The sequence below is a fragment of the Trichococcus patagoniensis genome (assembly GCF_003051085.1).
GTDB lineage: Bacteria > Bacillota > Bacilli > Lactobacillales > Aerococcaceae > Trichococcus > Trichococcus patagoniensis.
On sequence record NZ_QAOM01000002.1, the window covers coordinates 151,505 to 172,301 of the forward strand.

General features: G+C 48.8%; 14 protein-coding genes. 13 read left to right on the top strand and 1 reads right to left on the bottom strand.

Annotation, left to right across the window (positions count from 1 at the left end; all coding sequences use genetic code 11):
• The 9 genes from C8U37_RS01975 (at window position 1) to C8U37_RS02015 (ending at window position 9,686) form a co-directional block, all read left to right on the top strand.
• Window positions 1-708 (top strand): CpsD/CapB family tyrosine-protein kinase, encoded by a 708-nt coding sequence (locus C8U37_RS01975; protein ID WP_108031616.1) that lies wholly within the window; start codon window positions 1-3, stop codon window positions 706-708.
• Between the two features lie 275 nt (window positions 709-983).
• Window positions 984-1,721: a YveK family protein gene (locus C8U37_RS01980; protein ID WP_108031617.1), complete on the top strand. Its 738-nt coding sequence runs from the start codon at window positions 984-986 to the stop codon at window positions 1,719-1,721.
• Between the two features lie 12 nt (window positions 1,722-1,733).
• Window positions 1,734-2,492: a CpsD/CapB family tyrosine-protein kinase gene (locus C8U37_RS01985; protein ID WP_108031618.1), complete on the top strand. Its 759-nt coding sequence runs from the start codon at window positions 1,734-1,736 to the stop codon at window positions 2,490-2,492.
• Entirely contained in the window at window positions 2,492-3,280 is a 789-nt protein-coding gene (locus tag C8U37_RS01990; RefSeq protein ID WP_108031619.1) for a tyrosine-protein phosphatase, read from the top strand. Before C8U37_RS01985 ends, C8U37_RS01990 begins: the two co-directional genes overlap by 1 nt.
• Window positions 3,281-3,671: 391 nt before the next feature.
• Entirely contained in the window at window positions 3,672-4,892 is a 1,221-nt protein-coding gene (locus C8U37_RS01995; RefSeq protein WP_108031620.1) for an LCP family glycopolymer transferase, read from the top strand.
• 327 nt (window positions 4,893-5,219) lie between these two features.
• Window positions 5,220-6,260 carry a glycosyltransferase family 2 protein gene (locus tag C8U37_RS02000; protein WP_245879742.1) on the top strand — a complete coding sequence of 347 codons (1,041 nt, stop codon included), beginning with the start codon at window positions 5,220-5,222 and terminating at the stop codon, window positions 6,258-6,260.
• 34 nt (window positions 6,261-6,294) lie between these two features.
• Window positions 6,295-7,269, top strand: coding sequence for a glycosyltransferase family 2 protein (locus C8U37_RS02005; protein ID WP_108031622.1), 975 nt, complete (start codon window positions 6,295-6,297; stop codon window positions 7,267-7,269).
• 76 nt (window positions 7,270-7,345) lie between these two features.
• The gene (locus C8U37_RS02010) at window positions 7,346-8,869 is read left to right on the top strand and encodes a lipopolysaccharide biosynthesis protein (RefSeq protein ID WP_170100157.1); all 1,524 of its coding nucleotides are present in this window, start codon (window positions 7,346-7,348) and stop codon (window positions 8,867-8,869) included.
• Window positions 8,838-9,686, top strand: a complete 849-nt coding sequence (locus C8U37_RS02015) for a glycosyltransferase family 32 protein (protein WP_281257475.1) — start codon at window positions 8,838-8,840, stop codon at window positions 9,684-9,686. Before C8U37_RS02010 ends, C8U37_RS02015 begins: the two co-directional genes overlap by 32 nt.
• Window positions 9,687-9,794: 108 nt before the next feature.
• Here the strand turns inward: C8U37_RS02015 and C8U37_RS02020 are convergent, their stop codons facing one another.
• A complete protein-coding gene (locus C8U37_RS02020; RefSeq protein ID WP_108031625.1) occupies window positions 9,795-16,007 on the bottom strand; it encodes a polysaccharide deacetylase family protein in 6,213 nt (2,070 codons plus the stop codon).
• A gap of 451 nt (window positions 16,008-16,458) precedes the next feature.
• Between C8U37_RS02020 and C8U37_RS02025 the strand changes: the two genes are divergently transcribed.
• The 4 genes from C8U37_RS02025 to C8U37_RS02040 all read left to right on the top strand — a co-directional run bounded on the left by C8U37_RS02025 (window position 16,459) and on the right by C8U37_RS02040 (window position 20,790).
• Complete coding sequence (locus C8U37_RS02025) at window positions 16,459-17,544, top strand: LCP family glycopolymer transferase (protein ID WP_170100158.1); 1,086 nt, start codon at window positions 16,459-16,461, stop codon at window positions 17,542-17,544.
• A 70-nt stretch (window positions 17,545-17,614) separates the two neighbouring features.
• Window positions 17,615-18,628, top strand: a complete 1,014-nt coding sequence (gene galE / locus C8U37_RS02030) for a UDP-glucose 4-epimerase GalE (protein WP_108031627.1) — start codon at window positions 17,615-17,617, stop codon at window positions 18,626-18,628.
• A gap of 144 nt (window positions 18,629-18,772) precedes the next feature.
• A complete protein-coding gene (gene galU, locus C8U37_RS02035) occupies window positions 18,773-19,657 on the top strand; it encodes a UTP--glucose-1-phosphate uridylyltransferase GalU (protein WP_108031628.1) in 885 nt (294 codons plus the stop codon).
• An 89-nt stretch (window positions 19,658-19,746) separates the two neighbouring features.
• Window positions 19,747-20,790, top strand: a complete 1,044-nt coding sequence (locus C8U37_RS02040; RefSeq protein WP_108031629.1) for a glycosyltransferase family 2 protein — start codon at window positions 19,747-19,749, stop codon at window positions 20,788-20,790.
• Window positions 20,791-20,797 lie beyond the last annotated feature (7 nt).

Genomic DNA, 20,797 nt, shown 5'->3' on the forward strand with positions numbered 1-20,797 from the left:
ATGTTCAGAAGAAAAAACAGTCAACCATTGCAGCAGAGCGCTGCCATCACCATGGCGTTGCCGTCGGCTGCCATCTCTGAGCAGTTCCGTGTGCTTCGGACGAACATCCGTTTTTCCCTGGTGGACACTAGTCTCCGTTCGCTTGCGATTACTTCGGCAAGCAATAATGTCGGCAAGTCAACTGTCGCCATCAACTTGGCCATCACAATCGCCCAACAAGGAAAACGTGTCTTGTTGGCCGACTGTGATTTCAGGCGACCGACCATCCATGAACATTTCGCTCTTCCTAATGTGCATGGGCTGACGGACTTATTGAACAATCCGACAGGCGTTGTCCAGGATTATGTACAAGCCACTAGATTGGCCGACTTGTCGGTCTTAACAGGCGGTCCTACGCCGCCAAATCCGGCAGAATTGCTTTCCAGCAGACGGATGCTCCATTTGGAGAAAGAATTCGAGGAGCAATTCGACCTTATCATTTATGATACGCCGCCTCTTTTAGGGTTTGCGGATGCGCAGATTGTGGCTGGGCGTGCGGAGGGTACCATCTTTGTTGTTCAACATGGGGTTTCGACCAAGGCGGATACTGAGAAGGCCTCTGAAGCCTTAAAGCGGGTGAATGCTAATGTCTTGGGCGCAGTCTACAATCGCGTACCGGTCAATGCGGAAGATGCAAACCGTCACCATTATTATCAAAACAAAAGTTAATCCAATATCCAAACAAAATGGAAATGGTTATGATTCGTTAACAGCAGCGGGTCTGAATCTTCTGTAAATCGGTCAATTCCAGTGTATCGTTCAGGAAAAATTGAACGCAAGGGTCAATAAAAATGGTCGAAAAATACTTTTTTTATTTATTTATAGTTATTTTAAGTATGATATAGTACAATTAAAGAAGTTGACGAGCCTAGGATGTCGTATCTAGGCTTTTTGTTTTCATACGAGAAAAAATTTTTTATAAAATAGATAGCGGGGGATTAATCATGGAGGAAGAAATATCTTTATCTGAAATATGTGCAATATTAAGACAACGGGTCGGCAGAATCATCATTTGGAGCTTGCTGGGTCTATTGCTTACGGGTCTGTACACATTCTTTTTAGTCACGCCTACTTATCAATCAACTTCCAAAATCGTGGTGAATCAGACACAGAATGCGGAACAGGCGATCACGAACACGGACATCCAGACGAACTTGAGCCTGATCAACACGTATCAGGGCATCATTAAGGAACCAATCATTTTGCAGGATGTCATCGCAAATACAGGCGCTGAGATTTCCTTGGAGCAGTTGCGAAATAAGATATCGGTTCAGACAGAAGCTGATTCACTTGTTTTCGGTGTTACCGTGACCGATGAAAATCCTTACACGGCCGCAGAATTGGCAAATGCGACGGCTAGTTCCTTCGAGCAAAAAATAGGCAGCATTTTGGATGTCAACAGTGTGACTATCCTTTCGGAGGCTGTCGTAAATACGAATGCTGTTTCACCCAATACACCCATGAATTTGGTGTTGGGACTGCTGGTCGGCATGATGATTGGTGTGGGCTTGGCATTCTTGGCTGAATTCATGGATAAAACCGTCAAGGACGAAAGATTCATGGAACAGATGGGCTGGGTGAATTTGGGAGCCATTTTGCAGATGAGCGAAGAAGAGGTCGCTTCGACAAGATTCTCGCCAGCAAAAGAAGAGCTGACGCGCAAGACAAACAGAATAGCATAGGGGGGACAGAACATGTTTGGATCAAACAAAAGAACAATCAAGAAATTGGACAGCCAACAACGCAAAGGTTTGAGCTTGATTTCCATGATGAAACCAAAATCAGTTATTGCGGAACAATACCGAACTATCCGTACCAATATCCAATTCTCGATGGTTGACCAAGATTTGAAATCGCTAGTGGTGACTTCTTCGGGTCCTTGGGAAGGAAAATCAACAATCTCCGCCAATCTGGCTTCCGTTTTTGCCGATCAGGGGAAAAAGGTCCTGTTGGTTGATGCCGACTTGCGCAAGCCAACTTTGCAGCGCACATTTGGCTTGAACAACAGTGAAGGCTTGACTACGCTATTAACTTCTCCAGATAAAGAGGCCGCCGATGTAATCAACAAAATTGAAGGAACCAAGCTATTCGCTTTGACGAGTGGGCCTATTCCTCCGAATCCTTCCGAATTGTTGAACTCGAATCGGATGACGGCCCTTATTAAAAAGCTCGAACAGGCTTTTGACATAATTATCTATGATATGCCGCCGATCACTTCCGTGACGGATGCGCAGATTATGTCCACGAAAACGGATGGCGTCATTTTCGTCATTCGCCATGGTGTTTCCCGAAAGGATGCTGTCCATCATGCGAAGGAACTGTTGGAGATGGTGAATGCCAACGTTCTGGGAGTTATTTTCAACGGTGTCGATTCAAACAGCTATAGTCCTTATGATTACTACGGTTATGGCTACGGCTATGGTTATGACGGTAAGAGCGAAGGTGGGGCCTGATGATCGATTTGCATTGTCATCTGCTGCCCGGCATTGATGATGGAGCCCGGACGCTGGAGGATTCCTTGGCGATGGCTGAATTGGCTATTGCTGAAGGCATCACCCATATCCTTGTGACGCCGCACCATAAAAACGGTAGCTACGAAAATGTGAAAACTGTTATTGAAAAAAAGACGGCTGAGCTGCAAGCGGAGTTCGATAAACGGGATATTGCGCTGACCTTATTTCCTGGGCAGGAAGTGCGCCTAAACGGTGAATTGCTTACGGATGTGAATAATGATGAAATTCTTTTTGCCGATTTGGATAATCAGTATCTTCTGATCGAATTTCCGACACTGTCGATTCCACACTATGCGGAATCGCTTTTTTTTCAGTTGCATCAGAAAGGCATCACGCCTGTCATCGTCCATCCTGAGCGCAACCAAGCCGTCATCGCAGATCCGAATACATTGTTGCCGTTCATTGAGAGAGGCGCGCTGGCGCAGCTGACTGCGAGTAGCTATGTAGGTATCTTCGGGAATGAAATTGCGGAGCTCAGTAGCAGGCTGATTGAAGCGAATCTGGTGCATATCATCGCATCGGATGCGCACAACACGAGAGGGCGGTCTTTCCACATGCGAGAAGCTTTCGTTAAGCTGGAAGCTGAATTCGGGGGTGAAAGAGCGTTGGACTTCCAACAGAATGCTAAAGCTATTATTAATGGGGATATGCTCCGGACAGAAGTCCCGATGGAAGTTCTTCATAAAAAACAGAGATTCGGATTTTTAAAGAAGATGTGGGGAAGATAGGCGAGGCTTAACTTATCCAGAAAAAAAGGCAGCTCAACAAAATAGTCCGTCAAGTGGTCTTGCATTTTGTTCTCCGGTCTTTTTTTTTCGACTTTTCCGAAATGAACTGTAATAGTCAATATGTATGAAATATTTCTGTTATATTACTAATCACCCTAGCATCTTGAATGTTCCTTCGTTTATTGATAATATTATTAAGATTCCATGACAAGTGCCCTCGGATAGACAGGTGGGCTTCTTTTTGCATGGACTGAGACACATTTTATATAGTTATGTTCAATAAAACACTTGATGAACGAGTATTGCTGGCAAGGACAAGGCAGAACAGGAGTTATCCTGAGGACAATTGTTTTATGCGCTAATATTCATTCAAGAGAAAGAGGAACGCATAATGAATGAAACCAGAAAAAACAGACAAGGGAGAAAAAGGGTATGGAAGGTCATCTTTTCCATTCTGATGGTTGCGATGGTCGGTGTCGTTGCATACTTGTTTAAGGCTTACTCCGACATCGGCAGCACCGCAGAATCGATCTACAACGAGGTAAGTGTGGTCGAAATGCGGGAAGAATCGATCGAAGTAGAGACGGCAACGCAGCCGATTTCGTTCTTGTTGCTGGGAGCTGACACGGGTACTGCTGAAGAAGAGCGCTCGGAAACAGGACGCAGCGACACAATCATCGTCTGTACAGTGAATCCGAACACAAAGACAACAACGCTTTTGAGCATTCCGCGCGATAGCTATGCGGAGATTGTCGGATACAGCGACGTGTACGATTATTACGGTGACTACTATGACAAGATGAACCACGCGTACGCTTTTGGCGGTACGGAAATGTCCATCAATACAGTCCAGGAATTTTTGAATGTCCCGATTGACTACTATGTTGAGGTGAACTTTGACGGGCTGACGGACATCGTTGATGCAATCGGCGGTGTCGAAATCACGAGTCCGCTGACATTCGATTTCTATGGTCCGCAATTCATCGAGGGAGAAACAAGGATCCTGAACGGTTTCGAAGCGCTGCAATTCTCTCGGATGAGAAAACAGGACCCTGAAGGCGACCTCGGCAGACAAAAGCGCCAACAGATGGTCATCAAAGCGATTTTGGATAAAGTGTTGACGATGGGAACGGTCGTGAACTACAAAAATATCCTGGCCACTTTGGAAGACAATGTCCAATTGAATATGTCAATGGACGAAATCCTTTCAATCGCCAGCGGTTACCGTAAATCAATGGAGAATTTCCAACAATTCTACGTCGAAGGTGAAGAAGTTTATATCGATGAAATTTACTATTATTATGTAAATCCGGAAGAACGATTGCGGTTGTCCAACATCCTGCGTGCCGAGTTGGAATTGCCGGAAGTGACAATCGAAGATATCTCGACTTCGGGCAGTGAACCGAATTATGATACCCAATCTTCCGCGACGGATTCTTCTTACACGGATACAACGTATGATTCATCCACGTACGGTCAAAGTGACGTCTACACGCCGAATTATTCCGATCCGTATTCCGAAGAAGCAACGTACACCGAAGACTACTATACCGAAGAATACTATTATGAAGACACCTATTACGAAGAAGAAGTCTATGACTCGGCTTATTAAGATCAGGGATTTAATCAGTAAGCGTTCTAAATGCAGAATATGAAAAAGACAGAAGGATGGGCCCAACGCCCATCCTTTTTCTGTGGAATGTTGGAACCACTCCACCAAAATATCCCGCCGTCCCCAAGCTCCGACCCCCACATCCCCTCCAAACGATCAATCCGCCTTTACAATTTTGTTAAGATTGTTATTTTTCCTTTTTCATTCGGGATAATTGACTTATACTAGAGGGTAATGGGCTTGTTGCGCGCACCACAACAGAAGGGTGTAGCGCCAGTCAATACATCCTGCCCAGCAGGATCGGGAGGAGGACCTAGGGTGAAACCAATGGTCAGCATCATCGTGCCGGTTTACAACGCGGCACCTTACTTAAATCAATGCGTCGACAGCTTAACGAATCAGACGCTGAAGGAAATCGAAATCATACTGATAAACGACGGTTCGACGGATGACAGTCTGGCTGTCTGCGTGGCGCTCGCAGCTACAGACGACCGGATCCGCCTGATCGACAAGCCGAATGGAGGCGTGTCGGAAGCGCGCAACGACGGACTACGATCCGCGACAGGGGAATATGTGGGCTTCGTCGATCCGGATGATTGGGTGGACACGGATATGTACGAACGGATGCTTGCGACGCTGAGGACGGCGCAGGCGGACATCTGCATGTGCAATTATGTCAAAGAAACGAAGGAAGCCACCGTTCCCGTTTTGATGAAACAAAAGGGGACCATCGAAAAGGAAGCAATCCTCGGGGATATCGTCGCGAACGTCATCGCGAAGCCGAGCTTCCGAAGTGGCGAGACGGATATTATGGGCAGCGTCTGCCGGCTGCTGATAAACCGTGAGCTGCTCGAAAAAGAGAACATCTGGTTCGACAAGGAAGTCGCCTTCATGGAAGACTTGCTTGTCTGCGTCGAAACTTTCCTTAAATGCGACCGCATCGCCATCGATGCCGGCGCCTATTACCACTACCGCGTCCACGAAAGTTCGACCGTGATGGCCTATAAGCCACATTTCCATCAACGACAGAAACAGGCTTTTGCGAAACTGCAAGAGCTGTTGGTGCGCGAGGGCAAAGTGGCTGCATTGGCACCACGCATGGCGAACCGCTTCATCATAATCGCCTTGCTGTCACTGGCGAACGAGGCGCATAAGGACAATCCGATGCCGTTCCGCGAGAAAATCCGCAACATCGGTATGATATTGGCGGATAATGAATTGGCCGCCAACCTTGAGAAAATCGATTTGGATGCGGTGGAGTCGCGCAAAAAGCTGGAACTGAACCTGATGAAGAGAAACGCGAGCGTGACACTGTACCTGTACTACCGTGTATTCAACAAAATAAAGGCTGCATTGGGCAAAGGCTGATTAGCCGCCCGATGCCACAAGAAAGGGTATTGAGATGAGTGAATTGATCAGCATCATCGTGCCGGTCTACAAGGTGGAGGCGTATTTGCCCCGCTGCGTGGATTCGATACTGGCACAGACATACAAAAATCTGGACATCATTTTGGTGGACGACGGTTCGCCGGACAACAGCGGAAAAATCTGCGATGCCTATGCCGAGAAAGACAGTCGGATTACGGTCATCCATCAAGCGAACGGCGGTTTGTCGGACGCCCGCAACGCTGGCATTGCTATTGCTAAGGGTGGGTATCTGACCTTCCTGGACAGCGACGATTGGATTCCGGCAGAATACATCGCCTACCTCTATAATCTGTTGAAGGAAACCGACAGCGCCATCTCGCTCTGCAATTTCCTGAAGACGACGACGGAAGACTTGCCAGTTGTGACCGAGCCAGAAATGGTGACGGTCATGAAGAATGACGCTATTCTGGCGAAGTACACCGACTTGGGTGATGATTTCCATCCGCAATTGGTCATGGCCTGCGGGAAACTGTACGAAGCCAGCTTATTTAAAACGATTCGTTTCCCGGTCGGCAGACTCCATGAGGATGAGTTCACGACCTACAAGCTGTTCCATTTCGCGCCGCAGACGGTGATTTCGAAAAAACCACTCTATTATTATTGGCAACGTGAGGACAGCATCATGGGAGAAGCCGGATTCCGTCTGCAGAACAAACTGGATTATATGGATGCTTTGGTTGAACGGGCAGCCTTTTTCCACGAGGTGGACCGGCCGGAACTGAGCGACCGCACTTATAAATCGCTTTTTTCCGAAGCTTTGTCGGTTAATCTGGAATTGGATGCACGCAAAGAGACCGAGCCGAAAATAACGGTCAGAGGCATCCTCAAGAAGGCCCGCAATGCCTTGAAACGCACAGGCCGTTCGAAATTGGCTTTTTTGTACAACACCTACCTTTCTTATGAACGACCGATCGCGTGGGCTTACCGCACTTATAAAAAATTGAAGTAATCAGGAGATGCTGCTTCGTTTTCCGATTATTCCGGTTCTGAAGCAGCCTTTTTTCCTGAACGAAAAGAGGGTTACAGTGGATAAAAATAAACAATTCGCCATCAATATGATAGCGCAGGTCGTCGGCTTTGTCGTGATGATGGGTATCAGCTTCCTGTTGACCCCGTTCGTCGTAGAGCATGTCGGCAGCGAGGCCTACGGGTTTGTCGGCTTGGCAAACAACTTTGTCGGCTACGCGCAAGTCATCACCGTGGCTTTGAACTCGATGGCCAGTCGTTTCATCACAATCAAAATCACCGAAAATGATGTGGAAGGATCGAACCGTTATTTCACTTCTGTCGTCATCGCCAACATCATGACAGCCTTGGTATTGAGCGTTCCTTCGGCCATCATCATCCTGAATCTGAACAAAATCGTCAATGTGTCCGACGCGATTCTGATTGATGTTCAATGGCTGTGGGCATTCATCTTCCTGAATTTCCTGATCAGCATCATTTCGTCAACGTACAGTGTGGCGACGTTCGTCCGCAATAAGTTGTACTTATCTTCGCTGCAGGGCATTATCTCCAACATCCTGCGGGTAGCGGTGCTGATCGCAGCATTCAGTTTTTTCGTTCCCTCAGTCTGGTATGTCGGTTTGGCAGCATTTGTGGCCTCTCTCTACATCTTCGTTTGGAATGTCCATTATACGCGTAAACTGATTCCTGATATAAAAGTCAAACGGCGCTATTTTGATGTGAATGTTATCAAAGTGCTGCTTTCCTCAGGTATCTGGAACAGCTTCACGCGTCTGAGTTCGATTCTGTCGACCGGTCTTGATCTGCTGGTGACAAATCTGTACGTGAGTTCGGCCGCTATGGGCGTGCTTTCGGTAGCTAAAACGGTGCCGAGTGCAATCCTGACTTTGTTCGGGACTTTGGCGAGCGTCTATGCGCCGCAGCTGACGATAAGCTATGCGGAGAATAATTACAAGGAAATGAAGAACCAATTAATGTCTTCAATCAAGTTCCTTGGCCTGTTCGCTTGTATCCCGGTAGCAGCGCTGTTCGCTTATGGGGAAATCTTTTATAAACTGTGGGTGCCGACCCAGGATGCGCATCTCCTGTACATGCTGACGATTTTGTCCTGCATCGAGTTTATGTTCGTCTTGCCGTTGGAAGGGCTATGGAACCTCTTTACGGCGACAAACAAGGTCAAGCAGACTTCAATCTACATGTTCGCCAACTCGATCGTTACGATCATCATCGTCTTGGTGGCTTTGCAGTTTACGAATGATGACACGTTGAAATTGTACATCATTGCTGGGACGAGCACAGCCTTTGCGGTGATCCGTTCCCTGTTCTTCCTGCCGATTTACGGGGCGCATTGCCTCAACATAAAATGGACGTCCTTCTATCCGTCCATCCTGAAGAACACGCTGTCAGTCATTGTAGCATCGGCTTTCTCCCTCTTGGTCCGGAACTTCCTTCCGATAGACGGCTGGGCGATGCTGATTTTTGCCGGCATCTTGACGAGCATCTTTGCGATCAGCTTCAACTTCATCGTCCTTTTGAATAAAGAGGAACGGTCTGCGGTCGTCAAAAAAGTGTTGCGCAAATAAAAGAGAACGGAAGGGGAAACTCATGACGAAGATACCAAAAATCATCCATTACTGCTGGTTCGGAGGCGCGCCGATTCCGGAAAAAGACAAAGCCTGCATCGAAAGCTGGAGGAAATTCTGTCCGGATTACGAAATCATCGAATGGAACGAAAGCAATTATGACATAACCAAAAACCGCTACATGAAGGAAGCCTACGACGTGAAGAAGTGGGGCTTCGTGCCGGATTATGCCCGCTTGGACATCGTCTATACGCAAGGCGGCATCTATTTGGATACGGATGTGGAGATCATCCGCAACATGGATCCGCTGTTGGAAAATGAGGCGTTTATGGGCTTCGAGGACGGCAAGTTCGTCGCTTTGGGACTTGGTTTCGGCGCCGCCAAGGGCAATCTGCACATCAAGGCCATGCGCGACGTCTACGAAGGCGTCTCCTTCATCAAACCGGACGGCAGCTTCAACACCTTGCCGAGTCCACATTACACGACCGATTATTTGTTGGAGAAGGGCTTGAAACAAAACGATACCTATCAGGAAATCGAAGGCATCAGCATCTATCCGAAAGCTTATTTCTGTCCGCGTGATTATTACACCGGTGCCATGAACCTGACCGAAAATTCCTACACAATCCATCACTACAATGCATCTTGGCTATCAGATAAGGAAAAGCTGAACTACGAACGTAAGCTGCACCTGATCGAACGTTATGGGAAAACGGTCGGAACCGGAATGCATTACGTCCTGTCGTTGCCGGATATTCTGAAAAGGAACGATTTGGGCGGCCTGATCAAGAAGGTGATCGGAAAATTCAGAAAGTAAATTTTTCTCAAATATAAGACGTTTTAAGCAGAACCCAAAAAAGAAAACGCGGAAGCAACCACTAAGCTGGGTTGCTTCCGCGTTTTTTTTTGAGCATGAACTTTAGTATCAAGCTTTTGAGGTGTAAAGGCCGATCGTGTATTCGGCTTGGCCGGTTCCGCTTGCGTAGTAGGCGTATCCATCGACTGCATACACGTATCCGTCACCGTATGGGGCGTGGGAGATGTGGTGCATCGCAAGGTCGTTCCAGGATCCGTTGTGTTGCGCTTCGATGGCGGTGCCGAGCTGTTCGACGGTCACTGTTGTCGGTGACAGATCGGAGAGCTTGAACCAAGTTGTGTACTCGCCGTAGACGTTGGTGGCGACCGGCGTGACTTGTACCGGCATCACGACATAGTCCTCATACACGAACGGGTTGCCGGCGCCGCGGTAGCCTTTTTCTGTCCAGTCCTCTTCAATGATGAGACCGGCTGGGTGCAGCTCCCATTGGTCGTTGCGCCAGTCGCCTGACGTGTTGTAGTACAAGGAGATGCTGTTGTACGGATCTTCGGAGGTCGTCATGTACCAAGTGCCACCGACTTCGAAGACGTTCGTATCGACGAAGTTGCCTTCCAACAGAGTGGAATGATAATCCCAATCGAGCGGGAACGAAGTCGCGAAGTAGGCTTCGACATTGCCGGCTTGGTCAGGGATCATATAGTAGTTTTCGTTGTACTCGAAGACATTGGGATAAGCGGCTCTGATGCCATCAGTTTCCGGACTTAGCACGACTTGGGTGTAGGTCCAATTGATCAGATCTTCACTGTAGGCATGTGCAACCCCATCGGTGAAGCTTTGCGTCGCGATGTCGTATTCTTCCAATACTTCAAAGAACATGTGGTAGACGCCGTCGACGAGAATGATGAACGGATCCGCTGTGCCCAGTGGATTGGAGACGTCGTTCACATCGTTGCGGGTGATGACCGGGTTTGTGACATTGCCGAATTCATCCAGTTCCGGGATGACGAATTCCGGTTCAGGTTCCACGTAGCTGTAGTCGCCTTCATAGGCAAGTAACTCGCTGATGGTCGTGAATTGATAACCAAGGGCGCGGGCTGCTGTAATCATTTCCAACAACGCGGTAGGAGTTGTGCTGGCTGAGCTGTTACCGTGCAGCAGATAGATGGCACCTGCAGAAAGGTTGTTCAGGACCGCCGCACTTACTTGGCTGGCTGAAAGTGTTCCGGACCAATCGCGGGTGTCGACCGTCCAACCGATTGTGTAGCTGTAGCCTAGGCTGCCAGCTGTAGCCAATACGGTTGCGTTCGTTTCACCCATCGGAGCGCGGAAGTAAGGTATTGTGCTTTCGCCGGTAGCTGTTTTCACTAGCTGCTCCAATTGATTCAGGTCGGCTGTCAATTCAGCTGCCGTCATTTGAGTGGCATCGTCTTGGGTGAAGGTGTGATTGCCTATCTCATGACCTTGGGCAAGGATGTCATCGATCAGAGTCGGATCGGTCAGGCCGTTCAGGAAGAAGGTCGCTTTCACGTCCAGCAGCGCCAAATTTGCCAATATCTGGCGGAGATTAGCAGCACTGGAAACATCACTGATAGTCAAGGAAATGACTTGTTGATTGGTGTTGACTTGATTGACTAATTGCGAAGGTGTCGTGATGACCGGTGGATCAACCGGGTCGACTGGATCTACTGGGTCCACAGGGTCGACCGGGTCAGGATAGATGCCTTGGAGAGCCAACAAGCCTGTGATAGTTGTAAATTCATAACCGAGCGCGCGTGCAGCTGCAATCATTTCCAACAAAGCTGCCGGAGTAGTTGCGGCTGAGCTATTCCCATGCAACAAGAAGATTGAGCCGGGAGTCAAGTTGTTCACGACGGCGGAGCTGACTTGAGCAGCCGTCATAGTGCCTGACCAGTCACGTGTGTCCACTGTCCAACCGATTGTGTAGTCATAGCCGAGCGTGCCTGCTGTCGTAAGGACGGTAGTGTTCGTTGCCCCCATCGGAGCGCGGAAGTAAGGTTTTGAGCTTGTTCCGGAAGCGTTTTGGACCAGTTGCTCAAGGTTGTTGAGGTCGTTGGTCAATTGGGCTTCGGTCATTTGGGTGGCATCGTCATGGCTGAAGGTGTGGTTGCCGATTTCGTGGCCTTGGGCGATGATATCATCGATCAAAGTCGGATCGGTCAAGCCATTCAGGAAGAACGTGGCTTTGACATTCAGAGTAGCCAAGTTTGCCAATATTTCCCGGACATTATCCGCGTCTGAAGCATCACTGATGGTCAGGGAAACGACTTTTTCTCCGGTCGTTATCTGATTGATCAGCTGTGAAAGGACGGTTTCGACTGGATTTTCCGGATCAACCGGTATTTCCGGATCTACAGGCTCTTCCAAGTAGACGCCATCCAATTGGATCAAATCACTGATGGTGGCGAAGGAGTAACCAGCTTCGCGGGCTGAGGTGATGATTTCGTACAAGGAACCTGGTGTGTTGGCGGATTCTGGCACGGCATGCATCAAGTAGATGGAACCTGGTGATAATTGGTCCAACACGTTGAAGGCAATTTCTTCAGAAGATAATGTTCCAAGGTAATCCAAGGTATCGACTGACCAACCTACAGTGTAGGTATAGCCAAGGCTGCCGAGAGTTTCCAAAACAGATTGATCGTAATCCCCGTATGGCGGACGGAAGAGCGGTCTGGATGTTGCTCCTGTCGCATTAACGACTTTGTTTTCCAAAGCGTTCAGCTCAGCCGTAAATTCTGCTATGGTCAAGTAGGTAGAAAATTCATGCGAGTAACTGTGATTCCCTAGTTCATGTCCTTGGGAAACGACTTGATACAACATGTCCGGATCGGCTGTGCCGTCTGCGAAGAAGGTCGCTTTGACGTCCAATTCAGCTAAAGCATCAAGGACTCCCTGCAAGACTTCACTGTCGCCAAGATCGTCAAAGGTCAAAGAAATCACTTTTTGGTTCGTGTCTACCTGTTCGATGAATTGGGAGACGCCATCAGAAATTTCTCCGGAACCATTATCACTGCCATCATCATAGACGCCTTCCAGCGCCATTAATTCGTCGATTGTGACGAATTCATAGCCTTGACTGCGGGCTTCTGCGATAAGGTACCAAAGGGATTGCGGCGTGCCGACAGCAGTCGGATTCGCATGCAGCAAGTAGATTGACCCTGCATCCAGATAATCGGTTACGCTGGCTGCAATCTGCGTTTCGGATAAACCTTCCCAGTCGCGTGTGTCCTGTGTCCAACCGATTGTATAGGCATAACCGAGGCTACCGAGTGTTTCGAGCACGGCATCGTTATAGACCCCTGCTGGAGCACGGAAATAGGGTTTGGAGGATACGCCTGTAGTTTGCAGAATGTAATCTTCCATCAGTTCCAAGTCATAAGCCAATTCATCGGCTGAAAGGGATGTAGAATCGTCATTGTGGGAATAGGTATGGTTCGATAGTTGGTGTCCGGTTGCGACCAGTTCGGCCATCAGTCCGGGATCGGTTGTGCCGTTCAGGAAGAAGGTGGCTTTGACGCCGAGGTAATTGAGGTTGTAGATGATGTCGGCCAGGTTGGTGTAGTCGTCACCGTCATCAAACGTAAGGGCGATGACATTTCTGCCGGTATCGACATGGCTGACGAAACGGGATGGTCCCGTTCCGTAGTCCGGTTCTTCTACATCAGGATCGGTAACTACAGGTTCTTCACCAACATAGATGCCTTGATAAGCCAATAGGCCGGTGATTGTCTCAAAGCGGTAACCAAGTGCCTGTACTGCCGCCACCATCTGCAGAATTGCGGCTGGTGTTGCAACTGCGTCGGCGCTGCCGTGCAAAAGAAGGATCGCTCCGGGTGCTAAGCTGTTTACGACAGCAGAACTGATTTGTGCTGCTGTTTGCGTACCACTCCAGTCGCGCGTTTCGATTGTCCAACCGATGGCGTATTGATAACCGAGACTGCCCGCGGTTGCCAAAACCGTCGCATTGGTTTCGCCCATCGGTGCACGGAAGTAAGGTGTCGTGCTCGTGCCTGCTGCATCTTGAACGAGTTGCTCAAGGTTGTTAAGGTCCGTCTTCAATTGTGCTTGGGTCATTTGGGTGGCATCTTCGTGGCTGTAAGTATGATTGCCGATTTCGTGGCCTTGCGCGATGATGTCATCAATCAGGCTCGGATCGGTCATGCCGTTCAGGAAGAAGGTGGCTTTGATTCCCAATAGCGCGAGGTTATTGAGGATCTGCCGCACATTCTCGGTTCCGGATGCATCACTGATGGTCAAAGAGATGACCGGCACATCGGTGTTGACTTGGTTCACGATTTCAGCGGGCGAAGTGCTGCTCGGCAGATTTGGGTCCGGATCAGGGATTGTTTCACCAGGTTCCTCTCCCGGTGTTGTCGGATAGGAGCCCTCCAAAGCGAGCAATTCGCTGATTGTAGCGAAGTTGTACCCCAGTTGGCGGATTGCTGTGATCATCTGCAGCAAAGAGGCAGGTGTCGTGCTTGCTGAAGCATTTCCATGCATCAGGAAGATGGCGCCTGGTGCCAAGTTGTTCACGACAGCAGAGCTGACTTGGGCTGCCGTCAATGTTCCACTCCAATCGCGTGTATCGACCGTCCAGCCTATTGTATACATGTATCCCATACTGGCGGCTGTCGCAAGGACTGCATCATTGGTTTCGCCCATCGGTGCCCGGAAGTAAGGGCGGGTAGTTGCTCCGCCTGTACTGTCTTGTACCAATGTTTCCAAGGCATTCAGTTCCCAGACGACTTCGCCTACTGTCATTGCTGTGGCATCATCGTGTGTGTAGGTATGGTTGCCGATTTCATGTCCTTGTTGGATGATTTCGTTGATCACGGTCGGATCAGTCAGGCCGTTCAGGAAGAAAGTAGCCTTCACATCCATTGTGGCCAGGTTCGCCAATATTTCACGGACATTTTCGGCATCGGATGCATCGCTGATGGTCAAGGAAATGGTTTTTTCGCCGGTAGAAACTTGGTTGATGACTTCTGATAGGATATCATCCGAATAATCCTCTTCGATCGGTGCTTCTTCTTCGACTGCAAAATAACCCCCTAATGCCAACAGATCGCTGACTGTGGAGAAGCTATAACCGGCTTCTTTAAGGGCTGCGATAGAATACCACAAAGATTCAGGGGTGTTGGCAGCACCGACGCTGGCATGCATCAGGACGATTGAACCAGGTCTGACATTGTTGACGACTGCGCTGCTTACCGCAGTAGCGGAAATGCCGGTCCAATCGAGCGTATCGACGTCCCAACCGATTGTATATTGGTAACCGAGGCTACCGACCGTATCCAAAACGGAACTGTTGTAGGAACCGTAAGGGAGACGGAAGAAAGGCAAGGATGAAGTGCCGGTTGTTTCTTGGATGTAATCTTCCATCAGGTTGATATCGTTCGCCAAGGCAGATGACGAGAGTGTCGCAGAGTCGCCATGTGAGTAGGTGTGGTTGGCCAATTGATGACCGTCCGCCACAATCTGCTGCAGCAAGGAAGCGTCGGCATCACCGTTCATGAAGAAAGTGGCCTTCACGCCTAAGTAGTTTAAATTATCCAGAATCTCGTAAAGGTTTCCATAGGAATGGCCATCATCGAACGTCAGAGCGATCACATTATCTGCGATATTTACTGAATTGATGATTTGTGAAGTTCCTGAAAAATCGCTGACTGCGGCTGCAGCCATCACTTGCATGGGTTCTTCGTAGGTGATTCCGGCTTCTACAATCGACTCTATTGGTGCAGTTTCTTCGGTCACTTCAATCGTTTCTGTCGGAGTTTCCGTTGGCTGTTCCGTTTCGATCGGAGTTTCTGTGCCGGTAGCAGGTTGTTCTACAGTTACATCTACTGGATTTTCTTCAGGAATGGGTGTTACGGGTGCAGTCATATCTGGAGTAGTTGTTTCCGTTGTGGGAGCTGTTAGGTCGGTTGCTTCCGGTATGGTCGCGTCCTCAGTAGGCGTGGTCGCCGGTGTGGTTGTTTCTGTGGTGGTGGGTTGCGGATCGGCCGTTTCCGGCAGAGGCTGTTCTGTAGGTGATGCAGGAGTTTCCGTCATCTGCTCATCTACCGCACTCACTTCTGCGGGCGGAGATTCCGTGGTTGTAGTTGCGGGTGTGTTGGCGTCATTGGTTTCCATCACTGTTTCCGGCAGCGGAATACCTGGCGGCTGTTCATAGAGAATGGGCTCTTGGAGTGTGGTTTCAGTTGTCCCTGTTGTCCCTTCCGTTGCTGCAGATACATCTGTCAGCGCGCCGTAGATTGTAAATATGACTAAGAAAGGATGCAGTATAATAAATCTTTTTTTCATAATTCAGCCCTCCTTCAATCGCTAAATCTGAAAACAAGCATATTCAATTAAGTGTTTCTTTTGCTGTGGTGGGTTGTATGCTACGTAACCATCAGGACCATCTCCTTATTATTGAAATTAAACGTGGAATGAGCCGGAAACAGTGTAAGAGGTCAAGTATTGATAGGTTTATTCGACTGCTTAACTTAACCACTTTATGTTATTATAACCTAAATGAAAGCGATTTAAAAGAATTTGAGAATTCAAAGTCAATTCATAAAAGCGTCCGCAGAGGGATTTGTATGACTATGTTAAAATTGAGTAGTATTACTTTGCGATAGGTTTACTTTTTTGTTAAGTTTTTTAATATTCCTTTTTCATTCGCCAAAATTGTTCTATACTTGGTGGAGCGATATTAAGTAGGGTGATGGGCTGTCATGCAGCCGCATTGCGCAGAAAGAGGCTCGAACCGATGAATGACACAAGAAGCAATTATTTTAAGAAGAAAAAACGAAACCGAATCATTATTCTATCATTGATGAGCCTTGTCCTCGTCGCTTTCGCATTGTTCTGGACTGTCTACGACGATGTGGAGAGCACGTTGAAAACTGTTTTTGAGGATGTCGAAACGGAAAATATGCGGGAAGAGGAAGTTTCGGTCGATGCGACCCATCCGATTTCGTTTGCGCTGTTGGGTATCGATATGTACGGTGATGGTATCGCAGACGGAACCGGTCGTTCGGACACGATCATCGTTGCGACGGTCAATCCGAAGACCAAAGAGACTACAATCGTCAGTGTGCCGCGTGACAGCTATGCTGAGATGGTGGGCTACGAAACAAACCTCTATCCCGAATACAACGACAAAATCACGCATGCCTATGCTTTCGGGAGCACCCAGATGGCGATAAACTCCATCCAGGAATTCCTGAACGTGCCGATCGACTATTACGTCGAAATCAATATGCAAGGATTGCACGATATCGTCGAAGCAATCGGAGGCATCGAATTGACGAGCCCGTTGACTTTCGAGTTTGAAGGTTCTTCCTTCGTTGAGGGCAAAACAGTTCTAGCGGGTGGTTGGGATGCCTTGGCTTTCGCCCGGATGCGCAAAGAGGATCCGGAAGGCGACTTGGGTCGACAGAATCGACAACGGATGGTCATCAAAGCGATTTTGGATAAGTTGATCAGTATCGACAGCGTCACGAATTACAAAAAAATTCTCAGTGCAGTGGAAGTGAATATCCAAACCAATCTTTCTTTCGAGGATCTCCTGGACATCAAGTCCGGCTATGTCGACGCCCTTGACACATTCACGCAACTTTCGATTGCTGGGGAAGAATTGTATTATGATGAAATCTACTATTATTATGTGGATCCGGAAGAGCGTTTGCGCATCGCCAACACGCTGCGTGATGAATTGGAAATCGATCAGGTTCAGTTCAGCGACATGAATCTTTCGGATGCTGACTCATCCTTTGGTTTTGGCCAGATGACCAGCGCCGGATTGGTTACAGGGACGTCCGATTTAGACAGTGTCCAAGAAACAGAAGAATAAGAAAAAAATCATCTACAGCAATAATGAAAAAGAAAATAAACGATATCAGCCAATTGGAAAGAGGGATTACATGTCAGTATTAGTAACAGGCGGAGCCGGCTACATCGGCAGCCATACCGTAGTGGAATTATTGAACGCAGGTCAAGAAGTGGTCATCGTCGACAACTATTCGAACAGCAAACCGGAAGTGTTGAACCGGATCAAAATGATCACCGGTAAAGCACCGACTTTCTATGAAGTGGATGTTTTGGACCGCGAGGCGCTGGATGGCGTCTTTGCAAAAGAGGACATCGACTCCGTCATCCATTTCGCCGGTTATAAAGCAGTGGGCGAATCCGTATCGAAACCGATCGAATATTACCACAACAACATCACGAGCTCTTTGGTACTGTGCGATGTGATGCGCAGTCATGGCGTGAAGAAGATCGTCTTCAGCTCCTCGGCGACGGTCTACGGTATGAACAACGTGTCGCCTCTGACTGAGGACTTGCCGACAAGCGCAACGAACCCTTACGGCTACACGAAAGTCATGATTGAACAGATCCTTCAGGATGTGGCTGTTTCCGATTCCGAGTGGAGCATCGCCTTGCTGCGTTACTTCAATCCGATCGGCGCGCATGCATCCGGCCTGATCGGCGAAGACCCGACCGGCATCCCGAACAACCTGATGCCCTACATCACCCAAGTGGCGGTCGGAAAATTGCCGCGCCTGAGCGTGTTCGGGGACGATTATGACACCCCGGACGGTACCGGCGTGCGCGACTACATCCACGTCGTCGATTTGGCATTGGGCCACATCAAAGCCTTGGACAAAATCAAAGAAACAAACGGCGTCGGCATCTACAACCTCGGTACCGGCATCGGCTACAGTGTGCTGGACTTGACGTATAATTTCCAGAAGGCTACTGGAGTCGAGATTCCTTACACAATCATCGACAGACGCCCTGGCGACGTAGGGACTTGCTACGCGGATGCGACAAAGGCAAAAGAAGAACTAGGCTGGACAGCCCAGAAGACATTGGCTGACATGTGCCGTGATTCCTGGAATTGGCAAAAGAGTAATCCGAATGGTTACGAAGCGTAGTTTCTGCGCTGAATGAGCTTGGGCCGCGGCAGCGCTCATCCGATTGGATGCGTGCCGTGGCCCTTTTTCTGTCTTATGTTGATTCTTTTTTTGCGGCATCTTTGTTATAATGGAACAGACTATACGAAGAAAGAGGGAGTCCCCATGACAAAAGTACGGAAAGCTGTAATACCTGCAGCAGGTTTAGGAACGCGATTTTTGCCGGCGACGAAAGCGATGGCAAAGGAAATGATGCCGATCGTGGATACACCGAGCATCCAATATGTGGTGGAAGAAGCCATGGCTGCCGGCATCGAAGAGATCATCATCATCTCCGGTAAGGGCAAAAGTCCGATCGAGGATCATTTTGACGTAAACATTGCCTTGGAAGAGAACTTGAAGGAAAAAGGCAAGACGGCGATGTTGGAATTGGTTCAGAAAACAAACATTCCGCACATCCATTACGTGCGCCAAGCCTATCCGAATGGACTTGGTGACGCCATTCTGCAGGCTGAAGCTTTCATCGGGAACGAACCTTTTGTCGTGCTTTTGGGCGATGATATCATGCCGAGCGAAGTCCCGTTGGCAAAAGCTTTGATGGATACCTATGACGAGACGAATGGCGGCGTTGTTGCAACGATGCGCATCCCCGATGACATGACGAACCGATACGGCATCGTCGACATCAAAGAAAAAGTCGGCGAACATATCTACAGCGTCAACCACTTCATCGAGAAACCGACTCCGGAAGAATCGCCGAGCAACCTTGCCATCATCGGCAGGTATTTGCTGACGCCGGAAATATTCGACATTCTGCGCAACCAAGCGCCGGATGCCGGCAACGAGATCCAGCTGACCGACGCAATCGAGTCATTGAATGCGATCCATCCGTTGGTCGCTTATGAATATACCGGCAAGCGCTATGACGTAGGCGATAAATACGGCTTATTGATCGCGAACATCGAATTCGGTCTGGAGAACAAAGATACAGCCGACAAAATGCGCCCTTACCTGAAAGAATTGGCTAAGGAATTAAAGAACAAAGCATAACGCGTTGATCTGACGGAGCAAATTTTATACAGCCCCGGCCTTGGCTGGCCTGGGTGCTCCGTCATGCCCAATGTCAGGAAGGAAAACTAATGGAAAACAAACCTTTTTTCAGCATCGTGATCCCGGCCTACAACTGCGCCGGCACCATCCCTGCCAATTTGGAAAGCATCGCCGCGCAGACGGTAAGCGATTTTGAAGTCATCATCGTGAACGACGGTTCGAAGGACGCGACTGCGGACGTTCTGCAGGCATTCGCAGATAAGGACAGCCGCTTCTCTTTCATCACCATTCCGAACAATGGGCCGGGGAATGCCCGCAATCAAGGGATTGCCCGCGCACAGGGACAATATCTGTTTTTGATGGATGCGGACGATGAAATCGAGTACCATACTTTGGAACGCTACCAAGCAATCATCAACAAAGAGTCTCCGGATCTGATCGTGGCATCCTACAATCTGCGGGTGCTGGACAATCAGGAAATCGTTTCGGAAAAGCAGGTCATCGCCGAGGATCGGGTCTACGCCTCGAATGCGGCGTTCCTGGAGAATCTGTATCCTTTGATGAACAAACAGCTGATGTATGTCATCTGGAACAAAATCTACCGTCTGGACATCATCCGTGAGCACCAAATCACCTTTCCGAGCTACAGCAGCTGCGAGGACCGCCTGTTCAACATCGCCTACTACCGGCATGCCGACAAAGTCGTGACGACAAGCGAGGTGCTGTACCAGTACGCCTTCGAAGGCAAAAGCAGCTTGACCAACAAGTATTTCGACAATAAATTCGAGACGTTCCTGGAATTCTACAATGAATTGCTGGACCTGACCGACAAGAATCTGGGTGGTTTCAGTGCGCTTTTCCTGAAAGGCACGATGTCCTGCATCATTCCGTTGCACGGCGCCAGCTGCCCTTTGGATTGGGCAGGCAAACGGCGCTACATCGAAAAGATACTGCAGCATCCACGCGTGCAGTATGCAACGGCGCACAGCCTGACCGATACACCGATCCGGAAAATCATGCAGTTCCTGTTCCGGAGCAAATCGGTCTACCTGAACTATATCGCTTCCGGCATGATGCACCTCTTGAGTAATGCGTCGCCGAAATTGATCGAAAAACTCAAAGGAAATTTCTAGACAGATG

Excerpts from the sequence above, each read along its gene's own strand:
- C8U37_RS01975 (WP_108031616.1), top strand. The coding sequence starts at position 1 with ATGTTCAGAAGAAAAAACAGTCAACCATTGCAGCAGAGCGCTGCCATC.
- C8U37_RS01980 (WP_108031617.1), top strand. The coding sequence starts at position 984 with ATGGAGGAAGAAATATCTTTATCTGAAATATGTGCAATATTAAGACAA.
- C8U37_RS01985 (WP_108031618.1), top strand. The coding sequence starts at position 1,734 with ATGTTTGGATCAAACAAAAGAACAATCAAGAAATTGGACAGCCAACAA.
- C8U37_RS01990 (WP_108031619.1), top strand. The coding sequence starts at position 2,492 with ATGATCGATTTGCATTGTCATCTGCTGCCCGGCATTGATGATGGAGCC.
- C8U37_RS01995 (WP_108031620.1), top strand. The coding sequence starts at position 3,672 with ATGAATGAAACCAGAAAAAACAGACAAGGGAGAAAAAGGGTATGGAAG.
- C8U37_RS02000 (WP_245879742.1), top strand. The coding sequence starts at position 5,220 with ATGGTCAGCATCATCGTGCCGGTTTACAACGCGGCACCTTACTTAAAT.
- C8U37_RS02005 (WP_108031622.1), top strand. The coding sequence starts at position 6,295 with ATGAGTGAATTGATCAGCATCATCGTGCCGGTCTACAAGGTGGAGGCG.
- C8U37_RS02020 (WP_108031625.1), bottom strand. The coding sequence starts at position 16,007 with ATGAAAAAAAGATTTATTATACTGCATCCTTTCTTAGTCATATTTACA.
- C8U37_RS02025 (WP_170100158.1), top strand. The coding sequence starts at position 16,459 with ATGAATGACACAAGAAGCAATTATTTTAAGAAGAAAAAACGAAACCGA.
- galE (WP_108031627.1), top strand. The coding sequence starts at position 17,615 with ATGTCAGTATTAGTAACAGGCGGAGCCGGCTACATCGGCAGCCATACC.
- galU (WP_108031628.1), top strand. The coding sequence starts at position 18,773 with ATGACAAAAGTACGGAAAGCTGTAATACCTGCAGCAGGTTTAGGAACG.
- C8U37_RS02040 (WP_108031629.1), top strand. The coding sequence starts at position 19,747 with ATGGAAAACAAACCTTTTTTCAGCATCGTGATCCCGGCCTACAACTGC.